The organism is Delftia sp. ASV31 (assembly GCF_016428765.1).
In the GTDB taxonomy this organism is placed as follows: Bacteria; Pseudomonadota; Gammaproteobacteria; order Burkholderiales; family Burkholderiaceae_C; genus Comamonas; species Comamonas acidovorans.
Genome location: NZ_JAELTK010000017.1, coordinates 66,808 through 83,601, shown reverse-complemented (window position 1 = coordinate 83,601; position 16,794 = coordinate 66,808). Strand labels below are relative to the sequence as shown.

At 59.8% G+C, this 16,794-nt stretch carries 14 protein-coding genes; 9 read left to right on the top strand and 5 right to left on the bottom strand.

The features are described from left to right. Window positions 1–125: 125 nt before the first annotated feature. The 3 genes from JHD82_RS08850 to JHD82_RS08840 all read right to left on the bottom strand — a co-directional run bounded on the left by JHD82_RS08850 (window position 126) and on the right by JHD82_RS08840 (window position 4,495). Window positions 126–1,118 carry a hypothetical protein gene (locus JHD82_RS08850; RefSeq protein ID WP_199136048.1) on the bottom strand — a complete coding sequence of 331 codons (993 nt, stop codon included), beginning with the start codon at window positions 1,116–1,118 and terminating at the stop codon, window positions 126–128. Then, window positions 1,115–3,268 (bottom strand): ATP-binding protein, encoded by a 2,154-nt coding sequence (locus JHD82_RS08845; protein WP_199136046.1) that lies wholly within the window; start codon window positions 3,266–3,268, stop codon window positions 1,115–1,117. Before JHD82_RS08845 ends, JHD82_RS08850 begins: the two co-directional genes overlap by 4 nt. 111 nt (window positions 3,269–3,379) lie before the next feature. Further along, window positions 3,380–4,495 (bottom strand): DUF3883 domain-containing protein, encoded by a 1,116-nt coding sequence (locus JHD82_RS08840; RefSeq protein ID WP_199136044.1) that lies wholly within the window; start codon window positions 4,493–4,495, stop codon window positions 3,380–3,382. A 126-nt stretch (window positions 4,496–4,621) separates the two neighbouring features. On the opposite strand from JHD82_RS08840, the gene JHD82_RS30455 reads away from it, so the two are divergent. The 6 genes from JHD82_RS30455 to JHD82_RS08810 all read left to right on the top strand — a co-directional run bounded on the left by JHD82_RS30455 (window position 4,622) and on the right by JHD82_RS08810 (window position 10,772). Next, window positions 4,622–4,834 (top strand): CopG family transcriptional regulator, encoded by a 213-nt coding sequence (locus JHD82_RS30455; RefSeq protein ID WP_199136042.1) that lies wholly within the window; start codon window positions 4,622–4,624, stop codon window positions 4,832–4,834. Further along, complete coding sequence (locus JHD82_RS08830; protein WP_199136040.1) at window positions 4,834–6,339, top strand: DNA cytosine methyltransferase; 1,506 nt, start codon at window positions 4,834–4,836, stop codon at window positions 6,337–6,339. The genes JHD82_RS30455 and JHD82_RS08830 overlap by 1 nt, the downstream gene beginning before the upstream one ends. After that, window positions 6,305–7,990, top strand: a complete 1,686-nt coding sequence (locus tag JHD82_RS08825; protein WP_199136038.1) for an McrB family protein — start codon at window positions 6,305–6,307, stop codon at window positions 7,988–7,990. Before JHD82_RS08830 ends, JHD82_RS08825 begins: the two co-directional genes overlap by 35 nt. A gap of 3 nt (window positions 7,991–7,993) precedes the next feature. Then, on the top strand, window positions 7,994–9,658 hold the full coding sequence (locus JHD82_RS08820; RefSeq protein WP_199136036.1) for a DUF2357 domain-containing protein: 1,665 nt from the start codon (window positions 7,994–7,996) through the stop codon (window positions 9,656–9,658). Further along, window positions 9,651–10,109 (top strand): very short patch repair endonuclease, encoded by a 459-nt coding sequence (locus tag JHD82_RS08815; protein ID WP_199136034.1) that lies wholly within the window; start codon window positions 9,651–9,653, stop codon window positions 10,107–10,109. The genes JHD82_RS08820 and JHD82_RS08815 overlap by 8 nt, the downstream gene beginning before the upstream one ends. Window positions 10,110–10,367: 258 nt before the next feature. Continuing rightward, window positions 10,368–10,772 (top strand): hypothetical protein, encoded by a 405-nt coding sequence (locus tag JHD82_RS08810; protein ID WP_233174671.1) that lies wholly within the window; start codon window positions 10,368–10,370, stop codon window positions 10,770–10,772. Between the two features lie 45 nt (window positions 10,773–10,817). Here the strand turns inward: JHD82_RS08810 and JHD82_RS08805 are convergent, their stop codons facing one another. Beyond that, window positions 10,818–11,168: a helix-turn-helix transcriptional regulator gene (locus JHD82_RS08805; protein WP_199136032.1), complete on the bottom strand. Its 351-nt coding sequence runs from the start codon at window positions 11,166–11,168 to the stop codon at window positions 10,818–10,820. Window positions 11,169–11,431: 263 nt separating this feature from the next. Between JHD82_RS08805 and fusA the strand changes: the two genes are divergently transcribed. Further along, window positions 11,432–13,534: an elongation factor G gene (gene fusA / locus JHD82_RS08800; protein WP_047219361.1), complete on the top strand. Its 2,103-nt coding sequence runs from the start codon at window positions 11,432–11,434 to the stop codon at window positions 13,532–13,534. Window positions 13,535–13,955: 421 nt separating this feature from the next. On the opposite strand, the gene JHD82_RS08795 is transcribed toward fusA, so the two are convergent. Continuing rightward, the gene (locus JHD82_RS08795) at window positions 13,956–14,870 is read right to left on the bottom strand and encodes an inositol monophosphatase family protein (protein WP_016453855.1); all 915 of its coding nucleotides are present in this window, start codon (window positions 14,868–14,870) and stop codon (window positions 13,956–13,958) included. A gap of 216 nt (window positions 14,871–15,086) precedes the next feature. On the opposite strand from JHD82_RS08795, the gene JHD82_RS08790 reads away from it, so the two are divergent. Together JHD82_RS08790 and cysE are read left to right on the top strand one after the other, a co-directional pair. Next, window positions 15,087–15,914 (top strand): RNA methyltransferase, encoded by an 828-nt coding sequence (locus tag JHD82_RS08790; RefSeq protein ID WP_199136030.1) that lies wholly within the window; start codon window positions 15,087–15,089, stop codon window positions 15,912–15,914. Between the two features lie 35 nt (window positions 15,915–15,949). Beyond that, entirely contained in the window at window positions 15,950–16,774 is an 825-nt protein-coding gene (cysE, locus tag JHD82_RS08785) for a serine O-acetyltransferase (RefSeq protein WP_012204231.1), read from the top strand. The last annotated feature ends 20 nt before the right edge of the window (window positions 16,775–16,794 follow it).

Genomic DNA, 16,794 nt, shown 5'->3' with positions numbered 1-16,794 from the left:
CCCCCCCCCCCCCCCCCCCCCCCCCCCCCCCCCCCCCCCCCCCCCCCCCCCCCCCCCCCCCCCCCCCCCCTCCCTCACCTCCCCCGCCCCCCGACATCTACACTGTTCGCATTTCGTCGGCAGCGTCAGATGTCCCCCCCCCCCCCCCCCCATGCCTTGAGAAATCCGTCTGAAGGCTTGAGGGTCAATCCCCGCAACGTACGAGTGGGAAACTTTCCCTTGTCAAGAAGCTCAATCTGGAATAAGCGATTAACCTGCGCGATTGTCGTGACAGGAAGTGGATCGATTCCATTCTTAATCTTCTGCGAAAGCTCTGCTTTGACTATCTCGTCAGCAGTTATTGCACTGGCGGCGGATCGCAAGTGATCCACCACCAGCTCCAAAAGGCCTTCTGTCAATGCAACCAGAGGTTCATCACGAGCATTTTTCTGCCCCACCGCTTCAGTGGCAATTATGGCGAGCAGGTCTGCGAATACTTGACCAGCCTGGGCCTCATTAACACTTTTAGCTTGGCCGTATAACTGCGAAAATGTGCTCGATGCCGCCTCACAAAGCATCGTCTCCCAAGCGCTGGCTAATGCAGCCGCACCAGATTTTTTCAGCACTTCTGCGAGAGAGTTCTCGAGATTTTCCCCAATTTTTGCCTGTTCTTCAAAATGAGAGCGCAATCCAACGTTTATTTCCTCAGTCGAACGATCATTGGTCAAAGGAACCACTTCAGCCTTTCCTAGACAAGTGACCGTTGAAGGCTGTGGAATACCTTGCTGCTTCAATTGGCGCAGAACTTCAGGACTTACTTCATTGACCTTATCCGGAAAGCTTGTCCAGAACACAAGGCAGTATGGACCACAATTTTCAGCAACCACATTCTTCAGAACTGATGCAATTATTGAAGCTACATTCTTTGCTTCAAATCCAGCCGCATCCAAAAGATTCATATCTACGAACGCGAGACGAAGGTGCGGATAGCCACCCGCAGGTGGCGCCGGAATCAGATCCCCGGAATCGTACAAGTGTGCACTACATGCTATCCCCCGACCAGAAAGCCCATTGACGATTGAGATCAACTCAAGGCTATTGTTATCAATTGCAATAGCACGGACTGGTGAAAAAATCATCGAATCCCTCCAAAGCGAAAAACCACCGCAGCACCGTTATAGGCGTCAGGCACTTCAAGCTCATCCTTCAATTCACATGCCGATGTAACCTCAAAGGATCCACCGCAAATTTCCATTGTCTGGTCTGCAAAATACAAACCCAGCCCCATACCGCCAGGTCGCGTAGAAATGAAAGGCTGAATTGCTTGATCCTTAGACAAAGTAAATCCCGGTCCATTGTCGATTACAGCAATAAGTCCGCTATTTGTCTCAGCATTCCACGATGTTCTAACGGCAACTGCTGGAATATGGTCCGCTTGTGTATCGCGCGGCACCCTCGCCCAAAAGAGGGAATTATTTACTGCATTTGCAATCGCACTGATCAACAAATTGCTAGGCGCCTTTACTTTAAAATCAGGATCGTCACCTGTGAGCACAGGGCAGCTAAGTGCAACTTTATGCCCCGAAAATCGGGCCTCATAAAAACTCAAGGCCGCCTTAACAACCTTTGTTACAGCTATCTGGCGCGCCGGCTCCTTGCGCAAAAGAGGTCCTATCTCCTTGAGTAAGGATTTCAAATGGGCCAACTGAGACGTCGCCACATCGAAGGCACGCGCATCCATCGCCTTGCCGACTCCCTCCACTGCACGCTCAACTTCATGAACGACAAGCGCCAGATTCAAGCCAGATGATCCAGCCGCGACCATGACATCGCGCATTTTTTCAAATTCGTTCTCAATCGTCTTTATGTCACTATCGAGTGCGGTGGCAAGCTGCTTATCTTTAGAAACGGCGCGCTTTACATTATCGAGAGCAGTCGCAAGACGCACAGGTGGCGCTTCAGGATCGACACCCTTTAGGGCAAGCACAAGTTTTGCTCTATCTTCCGCATGGGTCCGCTCGAAATGGTCAAATGCGCTCAGAACGATCCGCCTAAATCTCCTGAATACTTCATTCTCATTAAAACCCTCTCGGTTTGTTTTTTCAATAAGCCCAATACTCGCACTGCTCTCAATATTTATCGCAGAGACCACCGAATTGGTGCCGAATTTACCCGTCGGTCGGTTGATTCTTCTTATATTTAAGCCCAACCAGTCGTCTGCCTTCTCGCCGTACGTAAAGATACGTACCCCATCGCGATAAACTCGGGCGCCTGTCTGATCGTCGAGCCACATAGTCAGTTGCTGTTGAGCCCCTGATGACTTCAAGACCTCAGACCTGCGAAAGTAACCGTAAACAACACCACTTATGGGCCCAATGCCGGCCAAATCATTTGCGCTACATGTCGACCTGTCGCGTGCGCTTGAGTCTGAAAATTCGTCATTTTCCTCTTGAAGCAGAAGCAATGACGTACTCCTCTCGCCCGCATTGCGATATTTCAGATCTTTCCAGTTTGGAGGCCGAAACTCGTACTTCCACGTGTATTGACCATCCTCATCAATGCTGAACTCAAAAAACCAGGGCGCGTTGTCGAGAAACTGACGCAGCCCCAACGTATCCGCCAACTCACGCTCTCTGCCTGGAACAGCCAGATGAACTTGAAAATTATCAGGTGTTGCGAATGGACTGGCCAAGCTGGTGACCAGCCGCTGCATCCTGCGGATATCCCCACGAGTCCAGGTTGCCCGCCGGAGGGACCGGATTTCAATCCTAGTTCCAGTTTTCCCCGCGGGAAAGAACTTTCCATGCTCTCTGGTACGCAGAGTCGCAGACAGATCCTGCATAAGCGAACCCTGACCTATAAGCTCATCCAGATCAAGCCGGACTTCATATTCCGGCTCATCTTCCTTGCGCGTTATGAGTAACAGCTGCCGCCCTAACTTAAAGGCCGCCAGCCTTCCCACGCCCTTTTCACCAAGGGGCAGCCGTTCATATTTCGGCGACCTTGTAAGCCGCGCAAAACGCTTATAGCTATGCCCGATAAAAAGCCAACCATCCTCGATTGATTCAGCACCCATTCCATGACCGTCATCCTGGACAGAGACATAACTATCAATGCCTTCATCAAGTTTTAATGTTACGGTTACCTTATTCGCGTCCGCATCGTATCCATTTTTAACCAACTCGAAAATTGCGAATTTTTCATCGCCGATCAGCTGATCACCAAGCAAAGCTAGCACATGGCTCGCGGTCTTCACCGGAAGTCGATACTCCTTTTCTGCCTCAACCATATTTACTCCTTCTGATCAGCAATCTTGCATTTATTACAGGATATATTTCAGATGCCTGAATAGCCCCTTAAGGAATGCCGGGCAACATAACCTGCCAAACAATCATTCAAACTATTCCTTGAATGAATTTTCAATAAAATTTATTTCCATAGAGAAGTTCAGAATTTCCGGCTTCACGGAGATGCCATCTACCGCCATCCCCCTCGGCAATGTTTCTAATATTTCTAGAGTCTGACGAAGAGCCGGCCCTATGTCGCGAGCAACTCGCATCTTCCCTCCGCACTCGGAAATTTCATACAGACGATATATATCATAGGGCTCCGGCCCTTTAACAGCCCTCGATAGTTCACTATAGGAAAGGTGTATCGGATTTCCAAATTTACCGGCAGTACTTTTCGCGTCTATCAACCGAAATTTCGCACTATTTGTGTGGAAAATTTTGAAGTCAAAAGGTGAAACTGCGTTGACGCTTGAACTCCATTCAAATTCCGCGATGCGTCCCTGTTGAAGTTCAGACTCGAAGTATGAATTCAACAGCTCTTCTCCGGCCACTCCCGTTGCCTCAGCAAACCTGCGTGAGCGCAAGAAGTCCTCAGGGCTGATACCACGTCTGCCTGTGCGAGCATTGACTGCGGAAACTCCAGAGTATCCGCCCAGCGCCGCATCTTCAAGAACATCTGTCTGAATCCACTCGTGCAATGGATGGTCAGGGCCGGCACGTGCAGACGCAAGCACGCTGGATATTATTTTTTCATCCAAAAGCCACATCGAGCCGCTTGTATATCTGCGACTGAGCTCTGCATGAAGACTGGCGTCCGACGCCGTGGCCTCTGAAACCAGAGCTATATTGGCTGTTGTGGGGTATGCGTCGCCCGCAAATTCAATAAGTGCAAAATCTCCAGGAACAAGCACGTTATAGCGCTCAGGGTCCTCAACCGGGTTATCGATCAGTTCGCCGTTGAGGCGCCAGTTTTTCTCCTGCTTCAGGATCTTTCGCTGGAGATTGTTCACCGTGGCTAGGCCGGGGCCAAACAAGTACAGGTCCAACGGATAGCGTGGGCGCGGCACGAGCGGGGGATCTCCGAGCAATGGGTACAGCCCCCCGACAAGAATGCGAGTGTCCAAGTTGAACGCTTTCTGGCTACCTGCCGGGCGATTCGCCAAGTGCCATTTGAATAACGTCAGATCCGAAGCCGTCAGGCGCTTGAGCGCCAGCTTTCTTGCCATGCTCCCCCCTGTGTTTACCCGCCATCAACAGCCCTCACGCCCATAGTGGGCATCGGCAACCTGTGGTGTTTAAATATGTGTATTGGTGCATAATAGCACCACTAAACATACACCGGTGACGAACCCATGGCACGCAGTCCGATCGCTCCTGACGGCAAGACCGTCAGAACCTCTGTCATGCTGCCAGAGGACACGCACCTCCAGGTCCAGGCCATGGCAGATGCAAACCATGTCTCCTCTGCCTGGGTCATCCGCATGGCAGTTCAGCGGTTCCTGGAAGACAACCAGGGACAGCTGCCACTGCCACTCAGGCTCCCCAGCAAGCAGGGCCAGCACTAATGAACAATGACATCATCCTCCGCAAGCTTGAACGGCTGAAGGCGGCAGGCAAGCCACGCGTACTTGATCTCTTCGCCGGCTGCGGCGGCATCTCTCTCGGCTTCGAGGCCGCAGGATTCGACATGCGTGGCGCTGTTGAGTTTGATCCGGACGCGGCGCGCTCACATGGTCTGAACTTTCACGATGGTGCACCGGCCCACAGCGAGCCAATCGACATTACCAAAACCACGCCGGCCGCACTGAGCCTGCAGCTGGGACTTGGTCCTGTCGCAGAAGCTTTTGATGTTGTTGTCGGAGGCCCGCCGTGTCAGGCCTTCGCCCGTGTCGGCCGCTCCAAGCTTCGGGAGATTGAAGAGCATCCTGAAGCCTTCATCCATGACCCCCGTGCCCAGCTGTACAAGAAGTACCTGGAGTACGTCGACGCGTTCCAGCCGCTCGCGGTTCTGATGGAGAACGTGCCGGACATCCTGAATCACGGTGGACAGAACATTGCGCAGGAGACCTGTGAGGTTCTGGAAGCCAAAGGCTATGTCTGCGGATACACCCTGCTCAATGCGGCGTTCTACGGTGTCCCGCAGATGCGCGAGAGGATGTTCCTGATCGCCTACCGTCATGAGCTTGCAGCCGAGGTGACCTTTCCTTCTCCAACGCACTGGCTGGTCCTGCCGCCCGGCTACGAAGGCTCGCGCTCGGTAGCGCTGAAGACATTGCGCGATCTCGTGGGTGATGCCCACTCCTACATTGCGCCACCTGCGGCCAGTCCGGACCTGCCGCCGGCCGTCACCGCCGAAGAGGCACTGGCAGATCTGCCCGCCATCAATGCCCGTGAGCTTCTGGCTGAAGGCAAGATCGCGCGCGGTGCGAGGCGTTTTGACACGCCGGTGGGATACAACCGCAAGAAGCCATCGGCTTACGCAGAGCTGATGCGCAACTGGCCAGGCCATGCAGGGCCGAAGGAAGGCCCGTCGGACCACGTTATCCGCTATCTGCCCCGGGACTATGAGCTTTTCGCGCGCATGAATCCTGGCGATCAGTACCCGCAGGCGTATGAGCATGCGGTCACCATGTTTGAGGAAAGGCTTGCTGCAGCCAGAGCACGCGGCGACAAGATGCCAGAAGGTTCGGCCAGATACAAAGCGTTGTGGGATTCGATCGTTCCCCCGTATGACGCGAGCAAGTTCCCGAACAAGTGGCGCAAGATGTGGAAGGATCAGCCTGCACGGACACTGATGGCCCACCTGGGTAAAGACAGCTACAGCCATATCCACTACGACAGCAAACAGGCCCGAACGATCTCCGTGCGTGAGGCAGCGCGCCTGCAGTCGTTTCCAGATGGCTTCCGCCTGAGCGGCACGATGAACCCGGCGTTCAAGCAGATCGGAAATGCTGTTCCGCCACTGCTCGCCCGTGCGATAGCCACCCAGATGATGCAGACCCTCCGCCAAGCAGCGAACAACAAGGAAGCAGTGGATGAACCTCGTCGAGCGGCAGCGGCAGTTTCTTGAAGCAGCACAGAAGCACTTCGGCACATCGAAAGGCGTCCGTCCCCGCGAGCTTTTTGGCGTATCAAACAGCGCCAAGATCGTCGAAGGAGGGATCCAGCTCGGCGTGGTCAATCTGGACAACGTCAAGGAAGATGCCGAAGCGCTGATCTTCGGCTGTGTCCTTCGGTTTCCGCCGGAGGATGAGGTCTATTTTGCGGTGTTGATCCGCAACGACCGGTCAAGCTTTCTTGCCCGCCTTGCCGAGATGAAGCGGCTGGGTGCCGCCAGCAAGGCGGCGCCGGCAGAGGCTGATGAGGATTTCGCACTGGAATCGCAAGGCGAGGCGGAAGACTCCAGCGAATCGCCTGGGAGCGCCATCAAGTACAGCGCACGGAACAATCTGGTCCCTGTCTATCTGGCTGGCGATGGCAGGCTCTGGTTGCGCAACGCAAAATTCTGGGACAGCCTGAAGTTCGAGCTCTCTCCGTTCGGACCCTCAACCGAGCCCGACGAAATCGTTGTTGCGCTGTATCCGCCAACGGCTTCAGCACGGCGAAGTCTTTTGGCACGAGAGTTCATCGGATGGCTTGGCAGTCTAGTCGGCCAGCAGAAGATCCACGAACTCCCTGTGTGGAGTGACTCCGCGACGCTCAGCCCGGCAATGCGTCGGATGCCCGCATCTATCCCGGTCTCAGACATCGAGGCTGCAGTCGGATCTCTGGGCGGTCACTACCCTAATGGCGAAGTCCGTCGCTTCCACGCGGCGTTGAACTTCCTTGAACACAAGCACTTTGTGATCCTCTCCGGCCTCTCCGGCACGGGGAAAACACAGCTGGCGCTGAAGTACGCGCGCGCAGTGCACGGGCTGGCCGATGTCAAAGCGTCTGACCCACTCCTGTTCGAGTGCCCTGTCCGTCCAGAGTGGACTGATCCGACCGGTCTGACCGGCTACTACGACGTCCTCACCAACCGCTACGTCGTGCCGATCTTCCTTGAGGCCGTGCTGGTGGCCACCGCGCACAGAGAATCGCCAGTGTTCGTCATCCTGGACGAGATGAACCTGGCAAGGATCGAGTACTACCTGTCCGACGTTCTCTCGGCGATGGAAACCGGAGGCGCCCTTCAGTTGCACTCCAACGGAGTTCCGTTGGAAGGCACAACAGGTGCCAGCATCCGGGCTGAGCTGCCGATTCCTCCGAACCTGTTCATCATCGGCACGATCAACGTCGACGAGACGACCAACCCTGTCAGCGACAAGGTTCTGGACCGTGCATCAGTGATCGACATGTCCGAGGTTGATGTTCCCGGGTTCCTGGCGTCGCTCGCCGGTCGTTTCCCGGATCTGCATGACGCCCGCGCCGCAGCGGAACCTCGCCTCACTGCAGTTCACGCACTCATGCGGGAGTACGGGCTGGGCTTCGGCTACCGGTTGATTGAGGAATTCATCCGTTACCACGCTTTTGATACGAAGCACCTGCAAAGCGACAGCGACACCGTCAGCGATCAACTGCTGGTTCAGAAAGTGCTGGTCAAACTGCGTGGCAGTGAGCGCCAACGGCCATTGCTGGACAAACTGAAGGAGACCTGCGCCGGCCTGCCCAAGGCGCAGGCACTGCTGAGCAGACTGAAGTCCGACCTCGACGAGTACGGCTCGTTTCAGGCCATGCGGTGAGCCGTGGCAAAGCTGAGCATCCGGAGAGAGAGCGATCAACGCACGTGGTCAGTCTGGCCTGAGCCGGAGCCGATCCCGGCCGGAGCTGTCCGGGAAGGCTCGTCGTACCTTTTTGTGCTCCATGACTGCGATCAGGCTCAAAACGCTGACCTGCTGATTGATGATGTCGCGGTCGAAGCGCTCCGTTCGCGCGAGGAGGGTACGGCCCTGTGGCGTTGGGCTCCCGGCTTTCATGCCGGCATGGTTGAGGCTCAGCTGCGACTGCCCGGAGTAGGACTGCGTCGCTTCGAGATCACTACAGACCCCGACATCCGCAAGCTGACCCGCGACGATTTTGATGTCATGGTCCGGGAGGTGCTGGAAGACAGCCAGGCACTGTTCTCTCTCAGTGCCTTCCGCAAGAGCATCGCGCGCCAGAGAGGAAACCGACCTCCTCCTCTCGCAAGGCTTGAGTACCTGCGCTCGCGCGCGGAAGCCATCATTGCAGCCGTCGAAAGCATCGCCCGGGCACCGCGGCACTTTCTGCGGGCTGAAGAGGTTTCTGTGCCAGTGCACAAAGCCCGACGCGCAACGGGGCCCGAGATCATCCGGTCCTTCCGGACGGGAATCGTGAGAACCGAGGCGTCAAAACCGTCGCGTCTTCCCGCTGCCCTGAATGGCAGACTGCCCGCAAAAATCCGGCTCAGCCAGCGCAGCAACAGCGTCGACCTTCATGAGCACCGGCAAATCAAGGCCTGCCTCCTTGCGTGGTCAGCATGGCTCAGCAGCATTGCAGATGCGCTGGCCCGGACAGACCGGAATGCTGACGCAGAAAGCCGTGGAACCGCCGGCCACTGGGCAGTGCGTACGCGTCACATTGCACGACGACTAGCGCGATGCGCGCACGCAGGCTTCATGGGCGAAGTCGGGGAAGGATCTGCGACATTGCAGATGACCTCGCTGTTCCGCAATGATCCTGTGTATCAGCGCTTCTACCGGCTCTGGCAGGACATGAACCTCGGGCTGGCTGCTGTGTTCGGTGATTTTCTGCAGATGCCCCTGGCCCGGACATACGAGCTCTACGAACTCTGGTGCTTCCTCAGGCTGCTCAGAGCGGCAGTTCAGGAATACAGATCCGATGACCTGGATATGACAACGCTGTTTCTCACTGATGCGGCTGGCGGAGTCACCCTTGCTGCAGGCTCTGTATCAGTGTCCATCGGGTCCGGCAGAATGCTGTGCTTTCAACGCCAGTACCGCGAGTACTGGGTTGAGCCCGACGGCCACGGAAGCTTCAGCCGCACCATGGTTCCGGATGTCGTTATGGCCGGGACCTTCACCGCGTCGGGGAGCCATGTCATCGTGCTGGATGCCAAGTACCGCATCGATGACGGCCTGAATGACGCCCTGAACTCGATCCACACCTACAGAGATGCGCTTGTACGGGAGACGTCCGGGGGTGTACCGGCAGGCATCGTGACCGCAGCCTACCTCCTGACCCCCCACGTACCGTTCCTTGGCCACGACTTCAAGGAAACAGCTGTACCCGGGCGATTGTTTCATCCGGCCTATCGCGAGAAGTTCAGGTTCGGCGCGGTGACACTCCGACCGGGAATGAGCAGCGACGAGCTGCGCGTCAGCCTGAGGAGCATCGTTGCAGACGCTGCGGCCGGAGTCGCCGGTGGCTGACGTCCTGACGGCCGAGCAGCGGCGACTTAATATGAGCCGCATCCGGGGCAAAGACACCAAGCCCGAAATGGTGGTGCGGCGGGGACTGCACGCCAGGGGCTTGCGCTACCGCCTGCAGGATCGCAACCTTCCGGGTCGCCCGGACCTGGTGTTTGCCAGCCATCGTGTCGTCGTCTTCGTGCACGGTTGTTTCTGGCATGGGCATAACTGCCCGATGTTCAGACTGCCTGCAACAAGACCGGAGTTCTGGCAGGCCAAGATAGAAGCAAACCGGGCCAGAGATCACCGCGCCAATGACTCATTGAATCTGCTGGGGTGGAGAGCTTTGACTATCTGGGAATGCAGCCTGAAAGGACCGGCGCGCTGGCCTACAGACGAACTGCTTGATGCCTGCGCCACGTTCATCAGAGGAACCACGCACCGGCTGGAGCTGACTGGGCGCTGGAAATGAGCAGGGTCAGTTCGAGAAAGCTCAAAATGGACTGCCCTTGGTCCGGTAGACAAACTCCGCCTATCTTTGGACTGCCCCCGCTCCACCTTCCCCATGGGCGACCGCTCAATGTCGGCAAGGTTGGCTAACGCCCGAGGAAAAACGCGGTGTCCGCGGAGTCAGTCTGCGGGCCGCCAGAGCAGCGGGCACGCCACGCAACACGCCATGAGTTAAAGAAAACGTAGCCCAGACCACCCCTCGAACCAAGAATTGCGTGCCATGACTCACGCAAAGCCCCCTTCGATGGAGCACCCGACCTCCATCCCCCAACCCAACCTCGACGACCTGGCCATCGACGCCGTCCTGCACCTGGGCGCTGCCCTCGAAGTGCTGGAGCTGCACGCCAGCCACAAGGTCACGGCAATCAACTGCGTGTGCCGCGACCTGCTGCGCATCTACTACGCCAAGGCTGATCAGGCGCAGTCGCTGGAGCCGCAGGACAAGGAACTGCTGGGCCTGCTGCACGACACGGCGGTGGACCTGGGCTATGCCATCGAGGTGGTGGACCATCTGAATGGCGACGAGGCCGATGACCCCATCCTCTATGCCGTGAGCTATCTGCTCAAGGCGGCCAAGCGGTTTGCGGATGAGGGCGTTGCTGCGGCGCTTGCCGTGAAGGGGTAGGGCGCAAGGGCGCAGGGCTGCCGCCTGCGTTGCAGGGGTCGGGCTTCAGGGGCAGGGTTTGAGGTGGGTCGCCGTGACCTGTTCGGTGAGCGGGTCTTCGGCCAGGGCCTGCAGCAGTGCGTCCAGCAGGCCGGGAAAGCGCGCGTCCAGGTCTTCGCGGCGCAGGGAGAGCAGGTTTTCCCGGCCGTCGGGGCGCTGCCAGATCACGCCGCTGTCGCGCAGCACGCGCCAGTGGTGGGTCATGGTGGATTTGGACTGGCCCTGAAGCAGCGAGCCGCAGGCGCGCTCATGGCCTGCGGCCAGCGCGCGCACCACGGCCAGGCGCAGGGGGTTGCCCAGGGCGTTGAGCAGGTTTTCCAGGCGTATCTGTTCGCGGTCGGGGTGGTTGGCAAGCATGGGTCATCCAATCGATGGGGCGCCACTGTGCCATGGAAGCAATGCCGCACGTCGCTGATGCGGCGTGGCGCGGGCAGTTATCTGGCAGACAGGGGCATGGCGTGGTGAAAACATGAATCGTTCTGCAAGAAGTTGCGGAAGATAGTACGATTGTCTTCGTACATTCCAATTGTCATCAACCCTCATTCAACCCCCGCGAGAATCCGACCCTTCGAACCGGCAGATCACGCACTTACGCTTTCGCAGCACCCAGGAGTCCTTTCATGGCCCGCCATACCCCCATAGAACGCTATCGCAACATTGGTATCTCCGCGCACATCGATGCCGGCAAGACCACCACGACCGAGCGCATCCTGTTCTACACCGGGGTGAGCCACAAGCTGGGCGAGGTCCACGAAGGCGCCGCCATCATGGACTGGATGGAGCAGGAGCAGGAGCGCGGCATCACCATCACCTCGGCGGCCACCACCTGCTTCTGGAAGGGCATGGACGGCCGCTTTGACCAGCACCGCATCAACATCATCGACACCCCGGGCCACGTGGACTTCACCATCGAGGTGGAGCGCTCCATGCGCGTGCTCGACGGCGCCGTGATGGTCTATGACGCCGTGGGCGGCGTGCAGCCGCAGTCCGAGACGGTCTGGCGCCAGGCCAACAAGTACAAGGTGCCGCGCCTGGCCTTCGTCAACAAGATGGACCGCACGGGCGCGGATTTTCTGCGCGTGCGGCAGATGATGATCGACCGCCTCAAGGCCAACCCCGTGCCCATCGTGCTGCCCATTGGCGCAGAGCAGCAGTTCACCGGCGTGGTGGACCTGCTCAAGATGAAGGCCATCATCTGGGACGAGGCCACGCAGGGCATGAAGTTCGAGTACCAGGACATTCCCGCCGCCATGGTGGCAGACGCCAGGAAGTGGCGCGAGTCCATGGTGGAAGCGGCTGCCGAGGCCAGCGAAGACCTGATGAACCGCTACCTGGAAGAGGGCGACCTGCCAGAGGCCGACATCCTGCGCGGCCTGCGCCTGCGCACCATTGCGGGCGAGATCCAGCCCATGCTGTGCGGCTCGGCCTTCAAGAACAAGGGTGTGCAGCGTCTGCTGGACGCCGTGGTCGAGCTCATGCCTTCCCCGCTGGAAGTGCCGCCCGTGGAGGGCCATGCCGAAGACGGCTCCATCATCGTGCGCCATGCCGATGACAGCGAGAAGTTCTCTGCCCTGGCCTTCAAGCTGATGACCGACCCCTTCGTGGGCCAGCTCACCTTTGTGCGCGTGTACTCGGGCGTGCTCAACAAGGGCGACAGCGTGCTCAACTCCGTCAAGGACAAGAAGGAGCGCATTGGCCGCATCGTGCAGATGCATGCCAATGAACGCCTGGAGGTCGATGAAATCCACGCCGGCGACATTGCCGCCTGCGTGGGCCTGAAGGACGTGACCACGGGCGAGACCCTGTGCGACCCGTCCGCACCCATCGTGCTGGAGAAGATGGTCTTCCCCGAACCCGTGATCGCCCAGGCGGTGGAGCCCAAGTCCAAGGCCGACCAGGAAAAGATGGGCATCGCCTTGTCGCGCCTGGCGGCCGAAGACCCGTCGTTCCGCGTGCGCACCGATGAGGAATCGGGCCAGACCATCATTGCCGGCATGGGCGAGCTGCACCTGGAAATCATCGTGGACCGCATGAAGCGCGAGTTCAACGTGGAAGCCAACGTGGGCAAGCCCCAGGTGGCCTACCGCGAGACCATCCGCAAGAAAGTCACCGATGTGGACGGCAAGTTCGTGCGCCAGTCCGGCGGCAAGGGCCAGTACGGCCACGTGGTCTTCACGGTCGAGCCGCAGGAACCCGGCAAGGGCTTCGAGTTTGTGGACGCCATCAAGGGCGGCGTGGTGCCGCGCGAGTACATCCCTGCGGTGGAAAAGGGCGTGGTAGAGGCATTGACCAGCGGCGTGCTGGCCGGCTACCCCGTGGTGGACGTCAAGGTCACGCTGACCTTCGGCTCGTACCACGACGTGGACTCCAACGAAATGGCCTTCAAGATGGCGGCCATCTTCGGCTTCAAGGAAGCGGCCAGGAAGGCCAGCCCCGTCATCCTGGAACCCATGATGGCCGTGGAAGTCGAGACGCCCGAAGACTACGCCGGCACCGTCATGGGCGACCTGTCCTCGCGGCGCGGCATGGTGCAGGGCATGGACGACATGGCCGGCGGCGGCAAGTCCATCAAGGCCGAAGTGCCCCTGTCCGAAATGTTCGGCTACGCCACCTCCCTGCGCTCGCAAACGCAAGGCCGTGCCACCTACTCCATGGAGTTCAAGCACTACGCCGAAGCACCGCGCAACGTGGCCGAGGCCGTGATCAACGCGCGGGTCAAGTAAAAGAGTCTGCGCCACAGGCCAGGCCGTGAGGCCATGGCCGTGGCCCTCACCCCTCCCGTATGCCCACGCCTGCGTCGGGCCGCCTGCGGGGTTGCAGTCCTGCCGAAGGACAGGACTGCCTCGTCAACTGACTCGCCGTGATGTTTGAGTGAAGCGCGCAGCGCGCAACGAGTTTCACGGCGAACCCCGCAGGCGGCCCGGCGCAGGTTGCCCGCAGCGAAGCGAAGGGACGTGGATATTCGGGTCGCCTTCTTTGATCTGACCTTTCTTGGCGAATCAAGAAAGGGCAGTCGGCCGCCGGGCCGAGACCCGGCCCCGAAAAGCAACCCCCCGGCAGGGGCAAAAAGCGCACCGAACCCACGCCCAACGAAAAACAGCCCCTTGAAGGAGCTGTTTTAAAGAGAGACAGGAGAAGCCGAAATCAGGCCTCAGGCTGCTGCTCAGATTCAGCAGCCTCAGCCTCAGCAGCCGGAGCCGCCTCACCAGAATCCGCCAAAGCCTGCCGCACACCAGCCTTCTCGCCAGCAGAAGCAAACTTGCTGTACTTGCCAACGATGCCGACCAGGGCGCCATAGATGCGCGGATTGCCCGCCAGACATTCCTTCTGCTCCAGGAAATCCGCCTCGCCCGTGAAGTTGCCGACCAGGCCGCCGGCCTCGGTCACCAGCAGGCTGCCGGCGGCCACGTCCCAGATCTGCAGGCCGCTTTCAAAGAAGCCATCGGCAAAGCCGGCTGCCACGTAGGCCAGGTCCAGCGCGGCGGCGCCGGGGCGGCGCACGCCTGCGGTTTCCTGCATCACGTCGCCCAGCATGTTCATGTACTGCTTGAAGTTGTCGCCACGGCGGAAGGGGAAGCCGGTGGAGATCAGGCTGTCCTTGAGCTGGATGCGCTTGGACACGCGGATGCGGCGGTCATTCAGGTAGGCGCCGCGGCCGCGCGTGGCCGTGAACAGGTCGTTGCGCGAGGGGTCGTACACCACGGCGTGCTCCACCTTGCCCTTGAAGGACAGGGCAATGCTCACGCAGTACACGGGGAAGCCGTGGATGAAGTTGGTGGTGCCGTCCAGCGGATCGATGATCCAGACGTAGTCGGAGTTCTTGGCGCCGAACTCGTTGCCCGATTCCTCGGCCAGGATGCCGTGGCCCGGGTAGGCGCCCAGCAAGGTTTCGATGATGGCCTGCTCGGCCGCCTTGTCCACCTCGGTCACAAAGTCGTTGACCTGCTTTTGTGCGACACGCACGGATTCCACGTCAAGAGCCGCGCGGTTGATGATGGCGCCGGCGGCGCGTGCGGCCTTGATGGCCACGTTGAGCATGGGATGCAGGTTGGTCGACATAGATTGTGAGGCGTTGGCGGAGCAGCGGCTGTGCAAGGAGAGGACGGTCCTCTCTGGCAAAAGCAGGCTGTTTGACGCGGGTAAGAACGGAAAAAGCCGCGTCCGGCGATGCGGGGCGGCGACAATAGCGCGCAATTTTACCCGCCTTGTCCGTTTTGTGCTGCGCAACCTGTCCCGTCTTGGGGGCTCTGCCGGCGCCGGCAGGCCAGCGACGCCATGAAAACCCGATTCGTACTGATAGAAACCAGCCACGCCGGCAATGTGGGCGCCGCCGCCCGCGCCCTGAAGACCATGGGCTTTGACGACCTGGTGCTGGTGCGCCCGCGCTGGCCCAACGTGCTGCGCAAGGAAGAGACCATCCAGCGGGCCAGCGGCGCGCTGGACGTGCTGGGCAATGCGCGCGTGGTCGAGACGCTGGAGGAGGCGCTGGACGGCATCAGCCACCTGTGCGCCACGGCCATGACGCCGCGCGACTTCGGCCCGCCCACGCGCACGCCGCGCCAGCATTTCGAGCTGCTGCTCAGCGGGGCGCTGGATGTGCTGGCTGCGCCCGATGTGCCCGATGCGGCCGATGAAGCGGCACCGCCCACCGATGCATCCGTGTCCGCACCGGCTCCCGCGCCGCGCTGCAACCAGTCCGGCGTGGCCTTCCTGTTCGGCTGCGAGCGCTTCGGCATGAGCAACGACGATGTCTACCGCAGCGATGTGGCGCTGTCGATTCCGTCCAATCCGCAGTTCGGCTCGCTGAACCTGGGGGCAGCCATCCAGGTGGTGGCCTATGAGTGGCGCCAGGCGCTGGGCGGCTTTCCCGTGGTGGAGCACACGCCTGCGCCGCAGCGCGCCGACGCGGCCCAGGTGGCCGGCATGCTGGGCCACTGGGAGCAGGCGCTGGCGCATATCGGCTTTCTCGATCCGGCCGCGCCCAAGAAGCTGATGCCGCGCCTCAACCAGCTTTTCAACCGCTCGCAACTGACCGCCGAGGAAATCCACATCCTGCGCGGTGTTGCGAAGGCCATGCTGCAGAGCACCCCACCGAAACGCTAGACTGAGCGGTCTTGTCAACAATAACCAGCCCCTAGATGCTTGACCGCCTGCGCTCCGATATCCAGTGCATCCTCGACCGCGACCCTGCGGCACGCAGCACCTGGGAGGTCATCACCTGTTATCCGGGTCTGCATGCGATCTGGCTGCAACGCCCGGCGCACTGGTGCTGGAACCATGGCCTCAAGTGGCTGGGGCGCTTCATCTCGCACATCGGCCGCTGGCTCACGGGCATCGAGATCCACCCGGGCGCCGTCATCGGCGAGCGCGTCTTCATCGACCACGGCATGGGCGTCGTCATCGGCGAGACGGCCGTGGTCGGCGACGGCTGCACCATCTACCACGGCGTGACCCTGGGCGGCACCTCGCTGTACAAGGGCGCCAAGCGCCATCCCACGCTGGGCCGCGATGTGGTGGTCAGCGCGGGCGCCAAGGTGCTGGGCGGCTTCGAGGTGGGCGACGGCGCCAAGATCGGCAGCAATGCCGTGGTCATCAAGCCCGTGCCCGCAGGCGCCACGGCCGTGGGCATTCCGGCGCGCATCATCGCCAGCAAGAACGGCCACAGCGCCGATGTGACCGAGCACGACCTGGCATCTGCCAAGTCCGAGGCCATCAAGGTCCCGTCGGCTGCCGCGCCCCAGCCGTTCACGGCCTACGGCATCACCCAGGAAATGGACCCCGTGGCCCAGGCCATGCGCGGCCTGAGCGATGGCGCGGCCGCGCACGAGCAGCAGATCGCGCTGCTGTGGGAGGCGATTGCCAAGCTCTCGGCCGGCAGCAAGGTGGGCGACTGCGTGCCCTGCGAGTCAGAGCGCCCGCAGGCCTTCCAGAAGGACAAGATCGACCAGATCATGGGCAAGTAGGCCTGCACAAGATCACCAAA

Excerpts from the sequence above, each read along its gene's own strand:
- JHD82_RS08850 (WP_199136048.1), bottom strand. The coding sequence starts at position 1,118 with ATGATTTTTTCACCAGTCCGTGCTATTGCAATTGATAACAATAGCCTT.
- JHD82_RS08845 (WP_199136046.1), bottom strand. The coding sequence starts at position 3,268 with ATGGTTGAGGCAGAAAAGGAGTATCGACTTCCGGTGAAGACCGCGAGC.
- JHD82_RS08840 (WP_199136044.1), bottom strand. The coding sequence starts at position 4,495 with ATGGCAAGAAAGCTGGCGCTCAAGCGCCTGACGGCTTCGGATCTGACG.
- JHD82_RS30455 (WP_199136042.1), top strand. The coding sequence starts at position 4,622 with ATGGCACGCAGTCCGATCGCTCCTGACGGCAAGACCGTCAGAACCTCT.
- JHD82_RS08830 (WP_199136040.1), top strand. The coding sequence starts at position 4,834 with ATGAACAATGACATCATCCTCCGCAAGCTTGAACGGCTGAAGGCGGCA.
- JHD82_RS08825 (WP_199136038.1), top strand. The coding sequence starts at position 6,305 with ATGAACCTCGTCGAGCGGCAGCGGCAGTTTCTTGAAGCAGCACAGAAG.
- JHD82_RS08810 (WP_233174671.1), top strand. The coding sequence starts at position 10,368 with ATGACTCACGCAAAGCCCCCTTCGATGGAGCACCCGACCTCCATCCCC.
- JHD82_RS08805 (WP_199136032.1), bottom strand. The coding sequence starts at position 11,168 with ATGCTTGCCAACCACCCCGACCGCGAACAGATACGCCTGGAAAACCTG.
- fusA (WP_047219361.1), top strand. The coding sequence starts at position 11,432 with ATGGCCCGCCATACCCCCATAGAACGCTATCGCAACATTGGTATCTCC.
- JHD82_RS08795 (WP_016453855.1), bottom strand. The coding sequence starts at position 14,870 with ATGTCGACCAACCTGCATCCCATGCTCAACGTGGCCATCAAGGCCGCA.
- JHD82_RS08790 (WP_199136030.1), top strand. The coding sequence starts at position 15,087 with ATGAAAACCCGATTCGTACTGATAGAAACCAGCCACGCCGGCAATGTG.
- cysE (WP_012204231.1), top strand. The coding sequence starts at position 15,950 with ATGCTTGACCGCCTGCGCTCCGATATCCAGTGCATCCTCGACCGCGAC.